At 37.2% G+C, this 19,210-nt stretch carries 17 protein-coding genes and 1 pseudogene; 13 read left to right on the plus strand and 5 right to left on the minus strand.

The annotated features are described in order from the left end of the window. Positions 1 to 285, plus strand: coding sequence for a hypothetical protein (locus A2290_04100; protein ID OGC13960.1), 285 nt, complete (start codon positions 1 to 3; stop codon positions 283 to 285). Positions 286 to 319: 34 nt separating this feature from the next. Here A2290_04100 and A2290_04105 read toward each other — a convergent pair whose 3' ends face one another. Together A2290_04105 and A2290_04110 are read right to left on the minus strand one after the other, a co-directional pair. Continuing rightward, on the minus strand, positions 320 to 1,327 hold the full coding sequence (locus tag A2290_04105; protein OGC13961.1) for a hypothetical protein: 1,008 nt from the start codon (positions 1,325 to 1,327) through the stop codon (positions 320 to 322). Positions 1,328 to 1,543: 216 nt separating this feature from the next. After that, complete coding sequence (locus tag A2290_04110) at positions 1,544 to 1,822, minus strand: hypothetical protein (GenBank protein OGC13962.1); 279 nt, start codon at positions 1,820 to 1,822, stop codon at positions 1,544 to 1,546. A gap of 7 nt (positions 1,823 to 1,829) precedes the next feature. Here A2290_04110 and A2290_04115 point away from each other — a divergent pair, with 7 nt between their 5' ends. Continuing rightward, a complete protein-coding gene (locus A2290_04115; GenBank protein OGC13963.1) occupies positions 1,830 to 4,115 on the plus strand; it encodes a hypothetical protein in 2,286 nt (761 codons plus the stop codon). A 21-nt stretch (positions 4,116 to 4,136) separates the two neighbouring features. On the opposite strand, the pseudogene A2290_04120 reads toward A2290_04115, so the two are convergent. Beyond that, positions 4,137 to 5,721: pseudogene (locus A2290_04120) on the minus strand (dihydroxy-acid dehydratase). A gap of 155 nt (positions 5,722 to 5,876) precedes the next feature. Between A2290_04120 and A2290_04125 the strand changes: the two are divergent. Next, a complete protein-coding gene (locus tag A2290_04125; protein ID OGC13964.1) occupies positions 5,877 to 7,442 on the plus strand; it encodes a hypothetical protein in 1,566 nt (521 codons plus the stop codon). A gap of 3 nt (positions 7,443 to 7,445) precedes the next feature. Here A2290_04125 and A2290_04130 read toward each other — a convergent pair whose 3' ends face one another. After that, on the minus strand, positions 7,446 to 8,732 hold the full coding sequence (locus tag A2290_04130) for a hypothetical protein (GenBank protein OGC13965.1): 1,287 nt from the start codon (positions 8,730 to 8,732) through the stop codon (positions 7,446 to 7,448). Between the two features lie 207 nt (positions 8,733 to 8,939). Between A2290_04130 and A2290_04135 the strand changes: the two genes are divergently transcribed. The 10 genes from A2290_04135 (at position 8,940) to A2290_04180 (ending at position 14,631) form a co-directional block, all read left to right on the plus strand. Next, entirely contained in the window at positions 8,940 to 9,980 is a 1,041-nt protein-coding gene (locus A2290_04135; protein ID OGC13987.1) for a chorismate synthase, read from the plus strand. Positions 9,981 to 10,070: 90 nt separating this feature from the next. After that, positions 10,071 to 10,454 carry a 30S ribosomal protein S16 gene (locus A2290_04140; protein ID OGC13966.1) on the plus strand — a complete coding sequence of 128 codons (384 nt, stop codon included), beginning with the start codon at positions 10,071 to 10,073 and terminating at the stop codon, positions 10,452 to 10,454. Positions 10,455 to 10,508: 54 nt separating this feature from the next. Beyond that, on the plus strand, positions 10,509 to 10,757 hold the full coding sequence (locus A2290_04145) for a hypothetical protein (GenBank protein ID OGC13967.1): 249 nt from the start codon (positions 10,509 to 10,511) through the stop codon (positions 10,755 to 10,757). Next, positions 10,750 to 11,190, plus strand: coding sequence for a hypothetical protein (locus A2290_04150; GenBank protein OGC13968.1), 441 nt, complete (start codon positions 10,750 to 10,752; stop codon positions 11,188 to 11,190). The genes A2290_04145 and A2290_04150 overlap by 8 nt, the downstream gene beginning before the upstream one ends. A gap of 60 nt (positions 11,191 to 11,250) precedes the next feature. Continuing rightward, complete coding sequence (locus A2290_04155) at positions 11,251 to 11,994, plus strand: tRNA (guanosine(37)-N1)-methyltransferase TrmD (protein OGC13969.1); 744 nt, start codon at positions 11,251 to 11,253, stop codon at positions 11,992 to 11,994. Positions 11,995 to 11,997: 3 nt separating this feature from the next. After that, entirely contained in the window at positions 11,998 to 12,537 is a 540-nt protein-coding gene (locus A2290_04160; protein ID OGC13970.1) for a hypothetical protein, read from the plus strand. A 72-nt stretch (positions 12,538 to 12,609) separates the two neighbouring features. Further along, positions 12,610 to 12,981, plus strand: a complete 372-nt coding sequence (locus A2290_04165; GenBank protein ID OGC13971.1) for a 50S ribosomal protein L19 — start codon at positions 12,610 to 12,612, stop codon at positions 12,979 to 12,981. Continuing rightward, complete coding sequence (locus A2290_04170) at positions 12,968 to 13,633, plus strand: signal peptidase I (GenBank protein OGC13972.1); 666 nt, start codon at positions 12,968 to 12,970, stop codon at positions 13,631 to 13,633. The genes A2290_04165 and A2290_04170 overlap by 14 nt, the downstream gene beginning before the upstream one ends. Before the next feature lie 53 nt (positions 13,634 to 13,686). Next, on the plus strand, positions 13,687 to 14,307 hold the full coding sequence (locus A2290_04175; protein OGC13973.1) for a ribonuclease HII: 621 nt from the start codon (positions 13,687 to 13,689) through the stop codon (positions 14,305 to 14,307). Positions 14,308 to 14,358: 51 nt separating this feature from the next. Next, positions 14,359 to 14,631 (plus strand): DNA-binding protein HU, encoded by a 273-nt coding sequence (locus A2290_04180; GenBank protein OGC13974.1) that lies wholly within the window; start codon positions 14,359 to 14,361, stop codon positions 14,629 to 14,631. A gap of 175 nt (positions 14,632 to 14,806) precedes the next feature. Here the strand turns inward: A2290_04180 and A2290_04185 are convergent, their stop codons facing one another. Then, on the minus strand, positions 14,807 to 19,198 hold the full coding sequence (locus A2290_04185; GenBank protein ID OGC13975.1) for a hypothetical protein: 4,392 nt from the start codon (positions 19,196 to 19,198) through the stop codon (positions 14,807 to 14,809). Positions 19,199 to 19,210 lie beyond the last annotated feature (12 nt).

Consider the following 19,210-nt stretch of genomic DNA (forward strand, 5'->3'; position numbering starts at 1 on the left):
ATGGCATATATGGTAAATCCGTTAACCTATTGGATAGGAAAGTATATTTTAAGGATAGATAAAAAAATAAAGTTTTTTAGCATGCCAAATATTTTGCTTAATTACGAGCTTGTCCCTGAATTTGTTCAAAGCAAAGCAAGGCCAGATATTATAGCAGATAAAGCAATAGAAATTTTAAAATCCCAAAAAAGGCTGGACAACAAAAAACTTCTGCAAAAACTTGGCAATCCGCCAGTTCTTTCGAAGATCGCAGGAAAAATTATTGATTTTATAAACAAAAATTAACCCCGATTAGGATAATCGGGGTTAATAATCGGGGTTAATCTTTTTTTCCGCCAAAAATCTGTCGAACTCTCCAAAACCACCCCTTATGCATTTTTGCAAAATCACTAAATACGGGACGTGCTGCCCCGGGAACCTTTAATACACGCGTCTCTGCTCTGGTATCAATAGGTAAGGAAGCTTGAGCAGCTGGGACTGGCTGGTTATATCTTTTAGTTTGTGCCGCCCTAAACTCTCTAGCATCTATAATTCGAGTTTCTGTGCCGAGATCTTTCGCTCTTCTCGGCTTTTCAGGCAATTTCAACAAGCGGGTTTCGCTACCAGAAAAACCCGTCATCGCAGAGCAATCCCTTCCTCCCATTACATCAGCAAGGTTAACAACTGTCGTTTTTGCAGATCCTCTGTCATCCTCTTCCGCATCTGAATATATTTCAGGCCTAAATGCGGCAACAACTTCATTAAGATTAATTTCTATAAAACCAAAATCCCTTAAGCTAGCTGTTTCTTTATGACAAAGCTCCCTGCCAAGCATATGTAAAGGGAATTCCCATTTGACATCTTTTAAGCCTGCTTCTATCTCTTTCATCGCGCTATGCCATTTTATTTTATTTGCTTCTATGATCTGGGAATCAACTGCGTTTGCTATCCCTTGTACTACACCAGTTACAACTATACCACTCATAGAACCAACCAAGGTGCTATACTCTTCTCCAAAATTTTTTTTAATTTCATCATGAAACCGTGAATCCATTGTGCGGCCTCGCCTGTCAAAGAGGAATGTCTTCACTTCTTCTTTTTGTCTCTCTAACAATTTTTTTCTCTCTCCTAAGACCTTCAAAAATTCAGCATCTGATTTTCTGATGAAAGCAAGCTTATATTCAAAGTTGACACTCTTCCCAAGTAAGAATAAAGAGGTTGTCCCCTTCCCTCGCCTATAGGCCCCTTCTATAGCAGCAGATTCATTCCCTCTAAACATACCGGCTGTCGAGCCTATCCCTCGATACCACTGAGTAGAAACCTTATCACCCACAGCATTTAAAGCCATTTTATCTCCTCCTAAAAATTAAAAAACAGAACTCCTATGGTCACTTATCGCCTCTCAAAAAAAATAATTTCAGATTAAATTTTTAATGACCCCGCTTTCGCTGGGATGACAAATCGCAAAACTTGGTATTACACAACAATCCCTCATAGTAAACCACGATTAACTCAGAAATCAACAAACTGTGCAAAATTCCTTCTGGCATGAACCCCGATTATCCTAATCGGGGTGAATAATCTGGGTAAAGACAAGACAAATTTTACAAAAAAGAGCATTATAAAAAAGCTTTGAAATAAAAATAATCTGAAATTTTTTATTATAAGAGCGATAATAAAATATAGTGAACAAACTTATAGGTTTAATATTAAATATACCCATACTCAAAACTTCTTTGCACAAAACTAATGGGACCCGAACCGCGAAACCTCTTTCCATCGGAGGAGCATTATTAATTGGAGGAACTTCTCTGTTGGCTGCTTGCGGAGATACAACAGCCATACAAAAAATGTCTGGTTGTGAAGACATTGATGGTGATCAATATTTTGTCCAAAATCAATATTTTAATCCAAAAATTGATCTACAATGTGTTGAAGTACAGGACTGCAATGATAAAGACCCCAATACATATCCAGGCGCTAATGAAATTCCGTATGATAGCTTAGATCAAGATTGTAATGGATTGGATCTTGTTGATGTAGACAGAGATGGCGCCACCTCTGATTTGATCCAAGGCGGAACAGATTGTGATGATAACAATTCGGTTATAAATCCAAGCGCACAAGAAATTTGCAATGGAGGGGACGAAAATTGCAATGGCAAAATTGATGAAGGAGTTACAATTAATTATTATATAGATGCGGACCAAGATCTCTTTGGGAATCCTGATGCCATTCCTGAGCAAGCTTGTATTCCGCCAAACAGTCTTTACGTCACCAATAATTTAGATTGCAATGATACAAATAAAGCAGTTTTTCCGGGAGCTTCCGAAACATGCGATAATTTAGATAATGACTGTGACGGAGAGATTGATGAAGACGGCAAAAACACATATTATTTAGATGCGGATAGAGATAATTATGGTTCCCCATATTCAAGCGCCACAGCTTGCGCTTCTCCTATGGGCTATGTTTATAATTCAGAAGATTGCGATGACAATAATCCATATATTAATCCTAGCATCGGAGAAACATGTAATGGAATAGATGATAATTGTAATGGAGTAATTGATGATGGAGCTGCATCTTATCAATATTACCCGGACAAAGATTTAGATTTATATGGGGATATTTATAATTCAATTTTAGCTTGCACGCAACCTTATGGATATATCCAAGCCTCTGGAGATTGCAACGATGACAATCCCATCATAAACCCAAGCGCTCAAGAAGTTTGCGATCAAGTGGACAACGATTGCGACGGCATGATTGATGAGGTTGCTACTACCAGTTTTTATAGAGATGAAGACGGTGACAACTATGGAGATCCTTACAATGCTACCGCTGGGTGTACAGTCCCTGATGGATATGCAGAAAACGCTCATGATTGCAACGATAAAGATAGCAGTATACATCCAGGAGCAGAAGAAATTTGTGACCGCCTTGATAATGATTGCAATGGAATAATAGATGATCCTCATTCCTCAACTTATGGAGGGGAATCTTCAGATAGCGCAGAAGCTCTTGCTCCTTATTATAAAGCAGATGGGTCTTTAGCCGGTTATGTAGGAACCGGTTATACTAAATCATATGGCAGTGGAGGCAAAGATGTAATCTTGTTCACTACCGACTTAGACGGGAATATAATACAAAATAACAATTGGCCTATAGTCATTGGAGGGCTTTATGATGACTATGGGATGTCAGTAGCACATGTCCCTAATGAGGGGGGCTTTATGGTTTTTGGAGGAACAAGGTCAGTTGAGGTTGGGGAAGCTTTATGGTTTATAAGAATTAATGAAGACGGGCTTCTTCTTTGGGAGAAAAAAATTAATGAAACCCAAGCTTATAACTATATTGGCAGAGGGGTCGTCATTACTGAAAAAAATGGCAAACCTGCATATATTGCAACAGCCCTTAACACCCACTCATCAGATACTTATGTAATAAAACTAGATCATAACGGAGATATAGTTTGGACAAATAACCTTGGCCTTTCAGATTGCCAGGAAAATCCGGAAGCCATTTTAGCAACCAGTGATGGAGGGTTTATAATCGCTGGAGATACAAATTATCCCGACAAGAGCTATCGCAATGGTTTTCTCATGAAAATAGATTCAACTGGAACTCTTGTATGGGCAAATTACGCCCTTGGAGGAAGAAATAATGAAGAGTTATATGATGTCATCGAAATTGCGGATGGATTTGTTGCTGTTGGAAGAACATACTCATACGGACCAGAGGACGGGAATATTTGGGCAATAAAAACAGACAAAAATGGAAACGCATTGTGGATAGATGAGACCGGCGATTTGCCGGTATACGGAAAATTTTATGGCGGAAATAATTTTGATAATGGAAAAGCCGTAGTAAAAACAGTTTCAGGATTTATGATCTTTGGCAAGACAAATTCAGGAGATGCTTTTGATGGCGCATACTCTGATGCGTTGATGTTGAATATAGGAAGTTTAGGGGAACAAAATAACTACTTCCTATTTGGGGAATCCGGAGAAGAATGTTTTAATTCAGGATTATTGGGGCCTTCAAATTATTTATTTGGCGCCGGATATACTGATTCAAGAAATTATTCAAACGGTGACTTAGATATAGTTATTGTAAAGGCCTGCAACTTTTAACCCTCAAAAATCCCTTCACACTTACGCTTTTAACACTGCCCCAGTTGATGCCGATGTTACAAATCTTGCATATCTTGAAAGCCAGCCGGTTTTAATCTTGGGTTCATGAGGCTTAACTTTTGAAAGGCGTTTACTCATTTCATCTTTTGAAATTTCAACTTCGATTTTTCTGTTGGGAATATCTATTTCTATAATATCTCCATCTTTTACAGCAGAAATAGGCCCGTAGGATGCCGCTTCAGGAGATACATGTCCAATACATGGACCACGAGTACCTCCGGAAAATCTCCCGTCTGTAATTAATGCAACAGATTCTGAAAGCCCCATCATAACGTATTACAACAACATCCCCCGCTTTTATTTTGCCGGATAAAATTGCCTTTTGAGCTGCGTCTTCTGAATCAAAAACCTTCGCAATCCCTTTAAATTGCATCATTTTTGGAGAAACGGCAGTCTGTTTCACAACAGCCCCTTCCGGCGCAAGATTTCCTTTTAAAACCGCAAGGCTTCCTTGCGCGTGATACGGATTATCAAGAGAGCGGATAACTTGAGAATTGTAAACTATTCCCTCTTTTGCGATTTGTTTTACTGTCAGCCCTGAAACAGTAGGATTATTTTTGAGCATTTTATTCAAAACAGAAAAAGCGGCAGGAATTCCACCCGCATTTTCAAAATCTTCCATAAAATTATCCCCGCCCGGGCGGATGCTTGCAATATGAGGAGTCTCTTTGCTTATTTTGTCAAAAAGATCCAGTGGAAGTTCAACTCCTGCTTCATGGGCAATCGCAGTTAAATGTAAAACAGCGTTTGTCGAACCTCCTAGAGCCATGTCGATTCTGATCGCGTTTATAAACGCATTGAGGTTCATAATTTTTTTCGGTGTTAAATCTTCTTTTACAAGATCGACAACCCTTTTGCCGCTTTCATAAGCAATCATCTTCTTTTTCGAAGAGACCGCAAGAGAAGTTCCACAAAAAGGAAGTGACATCCCCATTGCCTCTGTGGCACAAGCCATTGTGTTTGCAGTAAAAAGCCCTGAACAAGAGCCTGCCCCTGGGCAGGAATTCAAGATGAGGTTATCGTAATCAAGTTTAGAAATTTTCTTTTGTTTATAAGCCGCTTCAGCTTCAAATGTGTCGTGGACAAGATCCAGTCTGCTCCCTTTATAACAACCTGTCATCATAGGCCCCGCTGTTACAACAATTGTTGGAATGTTTAAGCGGGCCGCCGCCATAAGCATCCCCGGAGTTATTTTATCGCAAGCTGTTAAAAGGATAAGCCCATCCAATTGATGAGCTTCTGCAACGCTCTCAACAGTATCAGCAATAAGCTCGCGGGAAGGAAGAGAATAGTGCATTCCCTTATGGCCCATAGCAATGCCGTCGCAAATAGCCGGAAGCCCAAAAGTGAAAGAGATTCCACCTCCTGCGTGGATCCCTTTTTCAATTGCCCTCTCTAAGCTTCTCATATCAACATGCCCTGGGACTAAATCGGTAAATGAAGATGCGAGCCCTATAAAAGGCTTATCCATTTCCTGCGGTGAAACGCCCGTCGCATGGAGAAGAGCTCTCGACGGCCCCATTTTTTTAATATTATTGCTTCGCATATTATTGCCTCCTCGGGACTAAAAGGTTTACAGATTTTTTATCGGCCCCTTAAACCCTTGATCTTTCTTTTTATAATTATAACATGAAAAAGAGTGAAATTTTTTAATAACAACTTAAGATAAATAAACAAATCATATAAGAAAAGGATAAAACAGTGTCTTACCCTTCCACAACAAAAAGGATTGTGCTTGCGTCTGAATATCAAAGAAAGATTCTTGAGCATCTTAATTCTTTAGTAAGATTTCAAACGATAGATCCCAAAGTAATGCATAGGCAACATCAACGATATTTAGCAGATCAAATAGAATGCAAAAATTATTTAGAAGCTTCTCTTCTGCAATTAGGAATAAGGACGGAAATATTTACCACTCCTCAAAGTAAAAACAATAAATGGATTGATTTCTGTGCAACAACAGGGATTAATCCAAATGCAACATTTTACAGTTTATACGGAACTACTGACCCAAAGAGAGAAATTAAAACCCGATTAATATTTACGGGACATTACGATGTGGTTTACGCGGACAGAAACGGATGGATAAGCAATCCTTTTATTGCAACACAAGAAGGAAATAAGATTTATGGGAGAGGGACATCAGATATGAAGGGAGGGATAGCAACACTTTTAACAGCTTTAGAAATGTACAAAAAAATAATCGGAGATTTTCCTGCCAACATAGCAATAGATATAATCATTGTCTCTCTTGAAGAAATTATGGGCCAATTCGGCGCGCAAGAAATCGCGGATTACTTAATTTCTTCCAACAAATTTCCTCAAGACAGCCAAATAAATTTAGTCGAGTTGGAATCAACTCAATCAAAGATAGTAAACAGGCGAAGAATGGCAGGGACTTACGCACTAAAACTGCCTCAGTTAAATTTGTCAGATGAATTTGGAATAACAGATATAATTCACACATTCAGAAGCAATGGAGGACACACAGGTCTCTTTAATATTAATAATGGATTGCAAGATCATTCTCTTGCTTACGCAGTACAACAATATTTTGCCTTTTTTTCAAGGTCGGGATATTTTCCTTCTTGCATTGAAGCGGGGGAAGAAGATGGAAAAGGCTTAATAATGTGTATCGAAAACGGTATTCCAAAAATTACAAAAATGGGGCTTACAGCGAACAAAGGGAAAGCAAACTTAATGCTTTTGGCTGCTATGAGATTTATTTATGAAATCACAGCAGAGACAACATGGAGAGAGCCTGCAGAGAGCAATATAGGCACCAGCGTAAATCCCTTCTTTTTCAAAAATGGCAAAAGCTCAAAACTTGAAATAATCTTCAGGTCTTTTATTGAACAAGAAGAGGTAAAAAGATTTCTGGATGAGGCAGTTAACAGAACAAATAGCTATATGAAAAAATTCTCAGGCAACTGGGAAAACATAGGTTATGGGGAACTTAATCTTCACTTCAACAGACTAGCGCAAGATGAGAATTCCCCATTAATAAAAAGCGCGACAAAAGTGCTTCAAACCGACCTAAATACAACTCCAGAATTTTTTAATGCGTTTGGCAACAGCGATCTTCAAACTTTCTATTGGTCATTGAAAAACGCAGGCTATAATGTTTATGCCATGGGTTTTGGCCCAGAAGGTTACAATGAACATGCCATAAATGAATATGTATTGTTTGATTCACTTGAAAGATCTACTTTATTCAACTTTCATTTAATTAAAAGGCTGAACTTTACCAAAACTTGGCGCGGATAACGCCTAATGCCAGTTAGCTTTAAATCCTTCTATAATGGGAGTCGTATAAACCACCATTATAAAAACAACAATAAACATAGATAATACTATAGTATATAACGCATAAGAAGGTCTCTTTGTTGCAAAATATAAAATTGTTGCTATGAGTCCCCCTCCCCCCATTGTAAAAACCATAGGGACAAGTGCAAATCCCAATCCCGTATATTCCTTAAGTAAGGTGGCATTTGTTAAAGGAAATATTAACAAGATTAACAATGAAGAGACAAAAGCAAGCGCAATAAAAGAGTAGTTCATCTTCTTTTTAGTTGCAAACAAAATTCCTACAGTTAAAGCTAAATACGGATAAAGAGACATAATATAGCCGGGAAGTTTTGTGTGTGCCATGGAAAAAAAGACAAACCCAATTCCAATCCATAATAAGATAAAAATATTCTCTTTTGCTGATTTTCTCTCTTTAAAAAGATTATATATCCCCTCAAAAAGAAAAATACTCCAAGGCAAAAACCCCAAAAAAATTACAGGAAAATAATAATACCAACTTCCGGTATGAGACTCAACTATTCCGGCAAAACGATTAACAGTATAATATCCTATCACCCTGTCAACAAAAACCTGCCCATTAATTAAATATTCAACCAAATACCACCAACCGCCGATAATGCCCGCGAAAATGATTCCGACAATCGGATGGCATTCCTTCCAAACCTTAAGAGCATCACCAACTATAAAAAGATAAAGAATAATAATAAAAACTGGCAGCAAAATACCGATAGGGCCTTTCATAAAAACAGCCAATCCCATAAAAATATAAAAAAGCGAGTAATATCTCTGTTTTTTCTCTTTATAACCTTTAAAAAAGCAAAAGACAGCCAAAAGCATCAAAACAATTAAAGGAATATCAAAAATGGCTATACGAGATTGTAAAATGTATTGAAAAGAGGTAGCCAAGACTAATGCGGAATAAAAACCGCTCTCTTCATTATGCAAAAGCCTGCCAAAATAATAGACTGTAACAACGCCAATCAATCCAAAAATAGAACACCAAATTCTAGCAATAAAATTGGAAAAACCTAAAAAAGCACCCGTCAAAGCGGTCAACCACATAAACATTGGCGGATGGATAAACCATGGCGATCCCTGAAAATGAAGGGTAATCCAATCCCCTGTTTGTATAATTTCTTTGGCAACTTGAGTGTAAATAACCTCATCGGTCTCCCAAAGAGAAAAGATTCCAAGTCCAAAAAAGAACAAAAAAATAGAAATTAAAACCAAAATTAATATTTTTTTCATGTGAGGAATTATAACAAAAAAATAAAGTTATTACTATAAATCCTGATTATTCACTCCAATTAGGATAATCAGCATACCTCGAGTAAATTTGTTGGTTATTGATTCTGACGTGAACCCCGATTAGGATAATCGGGGTAAAGTCTCAATCAAGGCCAGCCTCTATGAAGGCCATTGATTGGCCAATCTCCCAGTGCTATAATTTCTCACATGTTAAGATTTTTAACTGCTGGTGAATCACATGGAGAAGCGCTTGTCGCAATCCTAGATGGTATGGTTGCCCACCTTAAAATCTCAGAAGACGACATAACAAAAGATTTAAGAAGAAGACAAGAGGGAAAAGGGCGTGGAGATAGGATGAAAATAGAAAATGATAAAGCGCAAATTCTGTCCGGTATTGCAAAAGGAGAGACTTTGGGCTCCCCAATTGCGCTACTTATTCCCAATAAAGCTAAAGAAGCATGGGAAAAACCTTTTACACAATTAAGGCCCGGTCACGCAGATCTTGCCGGAGCGATAAAATATAATCAAAAAGATCTAAGACCTATACTCGAAAGAGCCTCCGCACGAGAGACAGCAGCAAGAGTAGTAATTGGCACAATCTGTAAAAAGTTTTTATCTGAATTCAAAATCAAGATATCAAGTTCGATTATCCACATTGGAGGGAAATCCTCAGAAAAAGAGATTGAAAATGCTATTGAAAATGTGAAAAAAAATGGAGATTCCCTTGGCGGCGTATTTGAAGTTAAATGTGAAAAGGTTCCAATAGGACTTGGATCCTGCATGCAATGGGACAAAAGATTAGACGGTCTCCTAGCCCAAGCGATGATGAGCATACATGCAATAAAAGGGGTTGAAATAGGATTAGGATTTGAATCCGCAAAACTTCAGGGATCAAAAGTCCATGATGAAATTTTCTATAAAAACAACAAATTTTCAAGAGGGAGCAATAATGCAGGAGGGCTTGAAGGTGGAATGACAAACGGGGAACCCATTGTACTAAAATGCGCCATGAAACCTATCTCCACACTAACAAACCCGCTTCAATCTGTAGATTTAATAACAAAAAATAAAGAAAAAGCACATGTCGAAAGAGCCGATGTTTGTGCCGTTGAAGCCGCAGCTGTCGTGGCAGAAGCAATGGCAGCATTTATACTGGCAGGCGCCTTTATAGAAAAATTCGGAGGAGATTCTCTCGAAGAAACTTTTAACAATTTTTCCTCTTTTCAAAAAAGCTCTTCTATGCTATAATTTTTTGAGAGGGTATTCGCAATCAGTCAGATGAAAGTGGCTGATTTTCGTAAAAATTTTAATAAGGTATAATAGGTGAATTAATAAAAAATGGCTGCCAAAATTAAGCTACAGAGAAAAGGGAAAAAAGGACAACCAAAATATCGTTTTGTAGTACAAGAAGCAAAATCCAAATTATCAGGCAACGTAATAGACATCTTAGGAGAATACGATCCCCTAAAAGAACCTTCATTTTTTAATATTAATAAAGAAAAAGCAGAATATTGGCTCAAAAAGGGGGCTATTCCGACCGAAAAAGTCCGAGATCTTTTAGGAAAAGCAAATATACTTCCACCAGTAGATACATCAAAACTTCATAAACGTAAACCCAAAAAGGAACCTCAAGCAACTGAAGCTCCAGGCGAAACTAAGCCGGCAGAAGGAACTTCTAAAAAAGAAGATCCTGCTAAAGATTCAGAGCAAAAATCTGTTTAAAAACAAGAGAAGCCAAACAGATAAAGAAAGCAAGGCTCAAGGAGGATATAAAAAATGAAAAATCTTATAGAATATATAGTTAAAGCATTAGTAGAAAACCCTGATCAAGTATCAGTTACTGAAACACTGGGAGAGAAAGTCTCAATAGTTGAAGTAAGGGTGGCAGAATCAGATATGGGTAAAGTTATCGGGAAAGAAGGCAAAATTGCAAACGCGATAAGAACGGTGGCTAAAGCCGCAGGCGGTAAAGAACAAAAGAGAGTAAATGTAGAATTTATGACTAAGGAGGTAAATAATGGCTGAACAAGATCAGGATAAACAGGTTGAATTAAAACGAGTAGTAATGGTTAAGGCTATTGTTACGGAGGCATTTAAGGACAATCTTATTAAAGAATTAGATAGGGCTGTAAAAAATTTAGAGAACCAGGAAGAACAAATGACATCTCAAAGCCAGGCTCATATGAAGTCGCTCCAAGAAAAAGGGGCAAAACAACAAGCCCTTGCTTTTAAAAATCAATTTCAAAATGAAAAGGCTAGGCTTTCTGCCGCAAGATCTGATCTCCTGTTGAAAATTGAAGAAGCTAAAAAGCTTACGATTGGGACAGAATTTGTCCAAGGACCTTTAGAAGGACCGGTAACCGTCGGGGTTGGCGACAACTTATATAAAAAAGTTGGCGGGGCCGAAATCATAGTAAAAGATGGCATTGTCCAAGAAATCCGCGGGATAGACAATTAAATTAATCGGCGAAGGCGTGAATTTAATTTTTTACGCTTTCGCCGAAAAATCAAAATCTTCATGAATTTTCATATTTTAACGCTCTTTCCTGAAATGTTTAAAGGGCCTTTTTCTGAAAGCCTTCTGCAAAAAGCTCAAGAAAAAAAGATCCTTTTAATAAACCTTATAGACATAAGATCTTTCGCAACCGATAAACATAATAAAGCAGATGATACAACATATGGCGGAGGCCCGGGAATGGTTATGAAGTTAGAGCCTATCTTAAAAGCTATAGAAAATATCTCCCATAACCATAAAAATCCCAGAATAATCTTTATGACCCCTTCCGGGGAAAAATTCACTCAAGAAAAAGCCAAAGAACTTTCAATGGAAAATAACATTGTAGTACTATGTGGCCATTACGAAAACATAGACCAACGAATTTTGGAAAACATAGTTACAGATGAAATAAGCATGGGAGATTATGTTTTAACAGGCGGGGAAATCCCTGCCATGGCGCTTGTAGACTGCGTCGCAAGGTTAATTCCTGGAGTTGTAAAAGAAGAGGAATCTGTAAAAAATGAATCTTTTTACGATAACTTATTAGATTTTCCAAGTTATACGAAGCCAGAAGAATATAATGGAATGAAAATTCCAGAGATGTTAAAATCAGGTCATCACAAAAAAATAAGAGAATGGCGCAGAAAAGAATCTCTAAAATCAACTTTTTTTAGAAGACCGGATCTCTTGGCAAAAGCAAATTTAACTAAAGAAGATAGGAAGATCCTTGAAGAAATAATACAGAATATGGGGAAGGAACCTTAAAAAATGGCTAAAGTCTACATTGCTTTATTGCATTATCCGGTGTATAATAAAAAGAAGAAGGTCATTACGACTTGTATCACGGGGTTTGACCTTCATGATATTGCTAGAAGTGCGCTGACGTATGGTATTACAAGATATTATGTTGTAAACCCATTGCCAGCGCAAATTGTTTTTGCGGAACGGATAGTTAACTGTTGGAAAAGCGAAAAAAGCTTTATACACAATTGGACACGATTCGAAGCTTTTAAGCTAATAAAGCTCAAAAAAAATCTTGAAGAGGTTATCAAGGAGCTTAAAGATCCTATAATTGTTGCCACATCAGCAAAAAATGTAGGTTCTATTCCTTATAAAACATTAAAAGCTAAAATTAAAAAAAACAGGAAGCCTGTTTTATTGATTTTTGGCACGGGCTGGGGGTTAACAAAAGAGGCTATGCAAAAAGTTGACTATGTTTTACCTCCTATTAAAGGGAAAGGGAGTTATAACCATCTATCTGTAAGAGCTGCTGTTGCAATAATTTTAGATCGGTTGTTTGGGAAATAAACTACCATATCCTTACGGGACATGGCATTTTGGAGATAAAAGTTTTGATTTTTAAAATGGGGGTTGTTTAAGATGGGAATCATAGAAGAGATAGAAAAAAAGCAAAAGAATGACAAAGTTGCATCTTTTAATGTAGGCGATACGGTGAAAGTTTTTTCAAAAATCGTGGAGGGAAGCAAAGAGAGATTGCAAGCGTTTGAAGGTATCGTTATAAAGAAAAAAGGCGGAAGCAACAGAGAGACATTCACAGTACGAAAACTTGTACAGGGTGTCGGAGTTGAAAGAATTTTCCCTTTACACTCTCCCAAAATAGATAATGTGCAAGTCATAAAAAGAGGAAGAGTTCGACGCGCAAAGCTTTATTACCTAAGAAACCAAGTAGGGTCTGCAGCAACAAAGATAAAAGAAGAAGCAAAAAAGACTTCATTAAGTGGAAAACAATAAAGAAAAGATAAAAAAGTGGGCATGGGAGTGGACTGAAACATTAATAGTCGCATTTATCCTTGCAATATTTATCAGGTCATTTTTCCTGCAAGTGTTTTGGATCCCTTCAAGCTCGATGGAACCGACACTAAATATAAATGATCGTTTAATTGTAAACAAAATGGCGTACGGCATCCCCAATCCATTATTTGAATCCTTTAAAGAAAAAATATTCTTTTATGTAATTCCAAACCCAATATATAAAAATCCTGTCCCGACATCTGACAGGCAATATATTTTAGACTTTCACAAAAATCCAAAACGTTTTGATATCGTAGTATTTCGAACATATGATTATGAAAAAAACCGCAGAGATTTAATTAAACGGATAATAGGGCTCTCGGGAGAAACAATCGAATTAAAAAAAGGGATCGTCTACATAAACGGGAAAAGGCTTGCAGAAAAAGGGGAAAGATATAATAATTATTATGATCCAAATACATTCCCCGCAAAATTTGGCCCCGTAGAAATACCAAAAGATTCCTATTTTGTAATGGGCGACAACAGGCCAAATTCGGCAGACTCAAGATTCTGGGGATTTTTGCCTAAAAAAAACATTATAGGTCCCGCTCTTGTTAAAATTTGGCCTATTTGGGAATTGAGCTTAATTTAAAGCTGAACCAAAATCTGAAAGTTCAAAATTATTTTCCATGCTATACTTTTTAAATGCCTAATGCAAGAGAAGAGTCTTTTTTCAGGAAAAAGGGGTTGGATTTTATCGCAGGCGTCGACGAAGCAGGCAGAGGCCCACTTGCAGGGCCAGTGGTTGCCGCAGCCGTTATCCTTCCAAAACAATATAAGATAAAAGGATTAGATGATTCCAAAAAGTTGTCAGAAAAAGAGAGAGAAAGACTTTTTTATATCATCCAAAAAAAAGCAGTCGACATAGGGATTGGAATTGTTGACCAGAAAACCATAGACAAAGTAAATATACTGCAAGCAACTCTTATGGCAATGAAAATTGCAATAGAAAGTCTGTCTCCGCGACCAGACATAGTCTTAATAGACGGGAAACAAAAAACAAGAACAATTATCCCTCAAAAATGCATTATTAGAGGGGATGGAAAATGTAATTGCATATCTGCCGCATCCATCATAGCAAAGGTAACGAGAGACAAAATAATGGCAGATATGGACAAATTATATCCTTTATATGGATTTAAAGAACATAAAGGCTACGGAACTAAAAAGCATATAAACAAGATTTTAACTCTTGGCCCTTGCGAAATACACCGCCAATCGTTCGATCCAATAAAGTCACTCTTTAAAACCCCAGAAAAGACTTGACTTCTAGCAAGCTTCTTTGTTAAACTTAACTCCAAAGGAGGTGAAACATAAATGAATAAACAAGATCTTAGCAGCTATTTGTCGTCAAAAACAAGTCTTCCAAAAAGCCAATGCTTGACAATTATCAATCATACATTTGACGCTATCGCAGGAGCTCTTAAAAAAGGGCAGGAAGTAAGATTGATCGGTTTTGGCACTTGGAAAAAGAAAAAGAGGAAAGCCCGAAAAGGACGTAACCCTAAAACAGGAAAAGAGATTAAAATTGCAGCTCGTAACGTTGTAAGGTTTAATATGGGGTCTGAGCTTTTCGATATGATCAATTAGTTCCTAAAACTCCCGTTTCCTTTCAAAGACTGATAGTTTTTATAGAAGACGGGAGTTTTTTTGTCTCTTCTTTTTTTCACCCCGATTATTCATAGACGAACAGAATTCTATCAGAGGGTTGGAAATTTCCCTAGGCATGAACCCCGATTTCCTAATCGGAGTGAATAATCGGGGTTCAGTGTTTTAAAACAGCTTTATGAAGCCTATCCACCTGCAAACAAAAAGCTTCAATTCTGGCTTCTACTATTTGTGGAAAAGGGTTCCCGTCAACTTCCAAAGCCAAAAAAGGGAGTTGATCTCCTGCAGTTAAATTTAAAAAGCTTTCATCTTTTTCCAAAATCATTTTATTCTGAAGGCTCGATTCCTGAGCTAAAATTGCTTCAACTACACGCGAAGGCAAACAAGCAAACGGACCTATAGAAACAGCTCCATGGACATGACTCATGATCTCCTTAAAAAAAGCGCCTATTACTAATATAGTTTCTCCTGCTAATTCTAAATTAACAAAAGATTTTCCCATTTCTGTTATTTTTTCAATATTAATCAATTCATAATGAATAAGACCGGAAGTCTGCATTATTTTTTTTATTTTCCTTTCAAGATAAGCCTGGATAATAAGCTTTGTGCGAAATGTCATCATTTCCTGAAGTTTCATTTTTTTGCCGAGCAGGTTACGTTGGATCAAAAAGTCGACATAATACAGCCATTCCATGACAGGAGCCCTTTTGGCTATGATGCTTTTCTTGTTTAGTCTATGAATAAGCGGGCCACAAGAAAAGTCATCCCTTCTGACAAAAATTTCACCTAATATAGAAACAACTTTCGCCTCAGAAAGTTGCTTCCTTAAAGGTATCTTTGATATTTTTATGGCAACATTTCTTAATACTTTGTATAAGTCTCCCGTCCCACTTTCAAAGGAAGCAATAATTTTCTGCCATTCTTCATAAAAGATACGTTCAGCAAAAACATTATCAAGAGCAAGCACATTAAGCGCATTTTTGATATCATCCATCACATCAGAAACAATTATGGCTTTTATCAAATTAACAGATGCTTTTACTCCAAACCCGCCATAACTGTTTTCGCTTGTCAAAGTCAAAAGGGCGACTCTTTCAAATTTTTCTTTTTCAATAAGCCTGTTTAAATAAACGGAATATTGCGTAAATCGGCAGTTTCCCGAAGTTGTCGGCATAAAAAACGCCGTTAATTCATGCTTGTCTTCTCTCTCTTTTAAATACTTCATTAATCCTCCACAGCATAAAATTAAAGGAAGGCATTCTTTGCCTGAAGTATTAGCCCTCCCTTCCACCAACACAGAAAAATCGCTAATCGGCAAAGCTTCAGCTCTAATCCCCCGTCCCCTAAAAGCTGCCGCAATAATTTCAGAGCCCAATTGTCCCATTGAAGGGAAAACAACCTTAACTCTTTTGTTTTTTAATGGATAATCATTCCCTTTGCTTTCACGAAAATACACCTCTCCTTCTTTAAAAACAATTTCATCTTTACCCCGATTATTCGCCCCGATTAGGAAATCGGGGTTCATACCGTAAGTAATGTTTGGTAATCTGTTAGTTATTGATTCTGGTGTGAATAATCGGGGTTTAGTGTTTTTCGTAAAACTATTATCAACCGATTTTAATTTACGGGATCTTTCAATAATATCCAAAAAAGCCTCAACTCTTGTGTTTATTCCAGCGTCAGCGGTATGACTATCAAGTTCAAGGGTTAAAGAAGGTTTTGTTTTCATGATATCTCTGAAATAAGTAATTAAAAACGAATCCGGCCCACAGCTAAAGTTAGTAATATAAACTCCGTAAAGATTTTGATGTTTTGCGACAAAAGAGGCAGCCTTAATAATTTCCTGCCCGGACGCCCAGCAAGATTTATATTCGCTTAATTCATCTTCGTAGGGAAGAAAATCAAAAGGGATAATCTGCAATCCACGGCTTGAAAATTTTTCCGGAATGCCCATATTTGCATCACCTAAAAAAGCATTATAAGCGCGGCCAAAAACAACTATTCCTATTTCATCATGATTCTCTTTTAATCTCTTTAATATTTCGAGTCCTTGATCTTTCCTCCATTTAAAAAATTCTCTTTGCTTATTTAATGCGAACAAAAAAGCCTCCTTCGCGACGTGATGGCCAAGACCTAATTGTAAAGCCAAAGAAGCAAAAACATTTTCTTGGGTCTCCCACCCTTTGTAAAAATCTAGTATAGGCATTAAGAACTTGTCTTTATACTCCTTAAAACTACTTTTTAAAAAATAAGGCTCGCTCTGCATCAAAAAACAGGTGCTTTGATATTCTTTTTGATAACTGTCGCTTTTCTCCAAATAAAGCTCTACCAAATGAGGTAAAAAGATATAGTCTACATCTTTCTTGATTAGGTTCATTAAATAACCGTGGGCCATTTCCGCAGGATAACAAAGAGCTGCGGAAACTCTTTTTATCCCTTCATTGTCAACCTGATCCGGTAAAACAACATCAAATCCCAGCCTGTCAAAAAAATTATAAAAAAGAGGAAAAAGGGTATTTGTTAAAAATGCCTTTGAAATCCCTATTGTTTTTCTATTTTGGCGCGGCTCTTTTTCAGCCTTTATGAGCAATCTGTCATAAACTTTTTTTTGTCTTTCTCTTACATGATTAATCCCGACATTTTGAAGGCTTTGTGCATAAGGCTCAAAGCTTTTGTTTTTTTTCTTTTTAAAATTGTAATACTTATCACAAATCCCTCCAAAAGGATATTTGTCGCCATTGATTTCAATCACATTAATTTCACAGTTTCTATCGCAGCCATCTCCCCCCCCTTCACATCTAAAGCTTTTTCCATAAGAGACTTCTCTAGCCTCCAATTCTTTAAGATTAAAAGACCTTTTTTCCATTAGCCCTATATTAATTTTATTTAAAACCTCCAAGGCAACACCAAAAGCGCCCATAAGGCCGGGCTCCGGAGGAACAATCAGTTTTTTTTGCAATATATTTGCCATCGCAAGAGGGATTGCCTTGTTATAGCAAACCCCTCCCTGCATAAAAATTTTCTTGCCAACAACACGGTTAACTTTTACCTTGTTTAAATAATTAAAACATATAGAATAAACCAAACCGGCAAGAATTTCTTCTTTGGATAAATTTTCTTGAGAAGCATTCTTTATATCACTCCCTATAAAAGCAGCGCATTGATCACTAAAATTAGGGGCCCTATTTGAAGACAAGGCCAAAGAGGCTATATCCAAATAATCAATACTCATATTCTCTCTTGCCGCTTCCTCCAAAAAAGATCCGGTTCCTGCGGAACAGGCTTCATTCATCGCATAATCAGCCGGAACTCCATTTACAAGATAAGTATATTTGGCATCCTGTCCGCCTATTTCAAAAATAGTATCTACTTCTCTGTCAAAAAAGGCTGCCGCTGTGGCATGACTTATAATTTCATTAATTACTCCGTCTGTAGAGGCATGTAATGCCGAAATATATCGGCCAGAACCAGTTACTCCAAGTCCTATTATTTTTACAAAATCAAGGCAGGATAATTTCTTATAACACTGCCTCGAAGCCATAACCGGATTGCCATTGGTACGTAAATATATCGAATCTAATATCTTCTTATCAGAAATTCTTAAAAGGATCGCTTTGGTAGTTGTCGAACCGACATCCAAACCTAAAATACATTCATCGCCGTCTCCTGCAACCCCTTTTTCAAGATTCCCAAAAACAACCAAATCCTTTGCTTTATTAATCGGCGGAAGAAATCTGAAAGAATTTGTTGTTTTTTTAATGTCTCGCAAATTGGAAATAGCAATTTTATTTTTTAAAGCATAAAAAGCCGCGCCTAAAGCCTCAAAATAATCGGCTTCTTTCGGAATAGTTAAGTTTAAAATGCGTCCTTTTAAAATTTCCACAACAGCACGGTTTTTGGAAACACCGCCGATTAAAATAAAATTTTTAGGTTTCATCTTTCCAACTAATTCCAAAACTTTTTCTGATATCATCAAACATAGACCGTGAACAACCTGGTTAAAAGGGATCCCTTTGTTTAAAGCATGAGTACAATCACTCTTGCAAAAGACAGAGCAACGGCCCGAAACTTTATGTGGATCATCGGAAAGAGGGTTTTCCAGCGCCTCTTCTAAAGTTAAATTCATTCTGCCAATTTGTTGGAGAAAGAATGACCCAGTTCCGGAGGCACACTTATTTCCGGTTTTGACATCAATAATATGCCCTCTTTTATTAAGCTTATACAAAACAAAGTTTTCGCTCCCTAAGCTCAAGGCTCCCTGCGCAATATTTTCTTTTCCTTGCAATAAAAATTCCAGCGCATTTTCAGTCGCTTCCGGCTCAGTAATAGAAGGACTTTCTAAAAACTCCTTAAATTTTCTACCGGTTATAGCAGCATAATCGATCTTATCCAGATCAAATTCTTTTAAAAGTTGAATATATTTATTAAGAGGGCTACCATTGTGAGGTTCAACTATACACTTAGCCACAAAAACATGATCATCTTTCTGATGCAATTCTATAATTTTTATTGTAGAAGCGCCTAAGCAAACCCCAAGAGCTTTATGCATAAATTACCAATT

It is taken from the genome of candidate division WOR-1 bacterium RIFOXYB2_FULL_36_35 (assembly GCA_001771505.1).
Lineage (GTDB): Bacteria > Margulisbacteria > WOR-1 > XYC2-FULL-46-14 > XYC2-FULL-37-10 > XYB2-FULL-36-35.

Excerpts from the sequence above, each read along its gene's own strand:
- A2290_04130 (OGC13965.1), bottom strand. The coding sequence starts at position 8,732 with ATGAAAAAAATATTAATTTTGGTTTTAATTTCTATTTTTTTGTTCTTT.
- A2290_04160 (OGC13970.1), top strand. The coding sequence starts at position 11,998 with ATGGCTAAAGTCTACATTGCTTTATTGCATTATCCGGTGTATAATAAA.
- A2290_04185 (OGC13975.1), bottom strand. The coding sequence starts at position 19,198 with ATGCATAAAGCTCTTGGGGTTTGCTTAGGCGCTTCTACAATAAAAATT.
- A2290_04155 (OGC13969.1), top strand. The coding sequence starts at position 11,251 with ATGAATTTTCATATTTTAACGCTCTTTCCTGAAATGTTTAAAGGGCCT.
- A2290_04150 (OGC13968.1), top strand. The coding sequence starts at position 10,750 with ATGGCTGAACAAGATCAGGATAAACAGGTTGAATTAAAACGAGTAGTA.
- A2290_04105 (OGC13961.1), bottom strand. The coding sequence starts at position 1,327 with ATGGCTTTAAATGCTGTGGGTGATAAGGTTTCTACTCAGTGGTATCGA.
- A2290_04140 (OGC13966.1), top strand. The coding sequence starts at position 10,071 with ATGGCTGCCAAAATTAAGCTACAGAGAAAAGGGAAAAAAGGACAACCA.
- A2290_04145 (OGC13967.1), top strand. The coding sequence starts at position 10,509 with ATGAAAAATCTTATAGAATATATAGTTAAAGCATTAGTAGAAAACCCT.
- A2290_04135 (OGC13987.1), top strand. The coding sequence starts at position 8,940 with ATGTTAAGATTTTTAACTGCTGGTGAATCACATGGAGAAGCGCTTGTC.
- A2290_04165 (OGC13971.1), top strand. The coding sequence starts at position 12,610 with ATGGGAATCATAGAAGAGATAGAAAAAAAGCAAAAGAATGACAAAGTT.
- A2290_04180 (OGC13974.1), top strand. The coding sequence starts at position 14,359 with ATGAATAAACAAGATCTTAGCAGCTATTTGTCGTCAAAAACAAGTCTT.
- A2290_04110 (OGC13962.1), bottom strand. The coding sequence starts at position 1,822 with ATGGCTGTTGTATCTCCGCAAGCAGCCAACAGAGAAGTTCCTCCAATT.
- A2290_04175 (OGC13973.1), top strand. The coding sequence starts at position 13,687 with ATGCCTAATGCAAGAGAAGAGTCTTTTTTCAGGAAAAAGGGGTTGGAT.
- A2290_04115 (OGC13963.1), top strand. The coding sequence starts at position 1,830 with ATGTCTGGTTGTGAAGACATTGATGGTGATCAATATTTTGTCCAAAAT.
- A2290_04100 (OGC13960.1), top strand. The coding sequence starts at position 1 with ATGGCATATATGGTAAATCCGTTAACCTATTGGATAGGAAAGTATATT.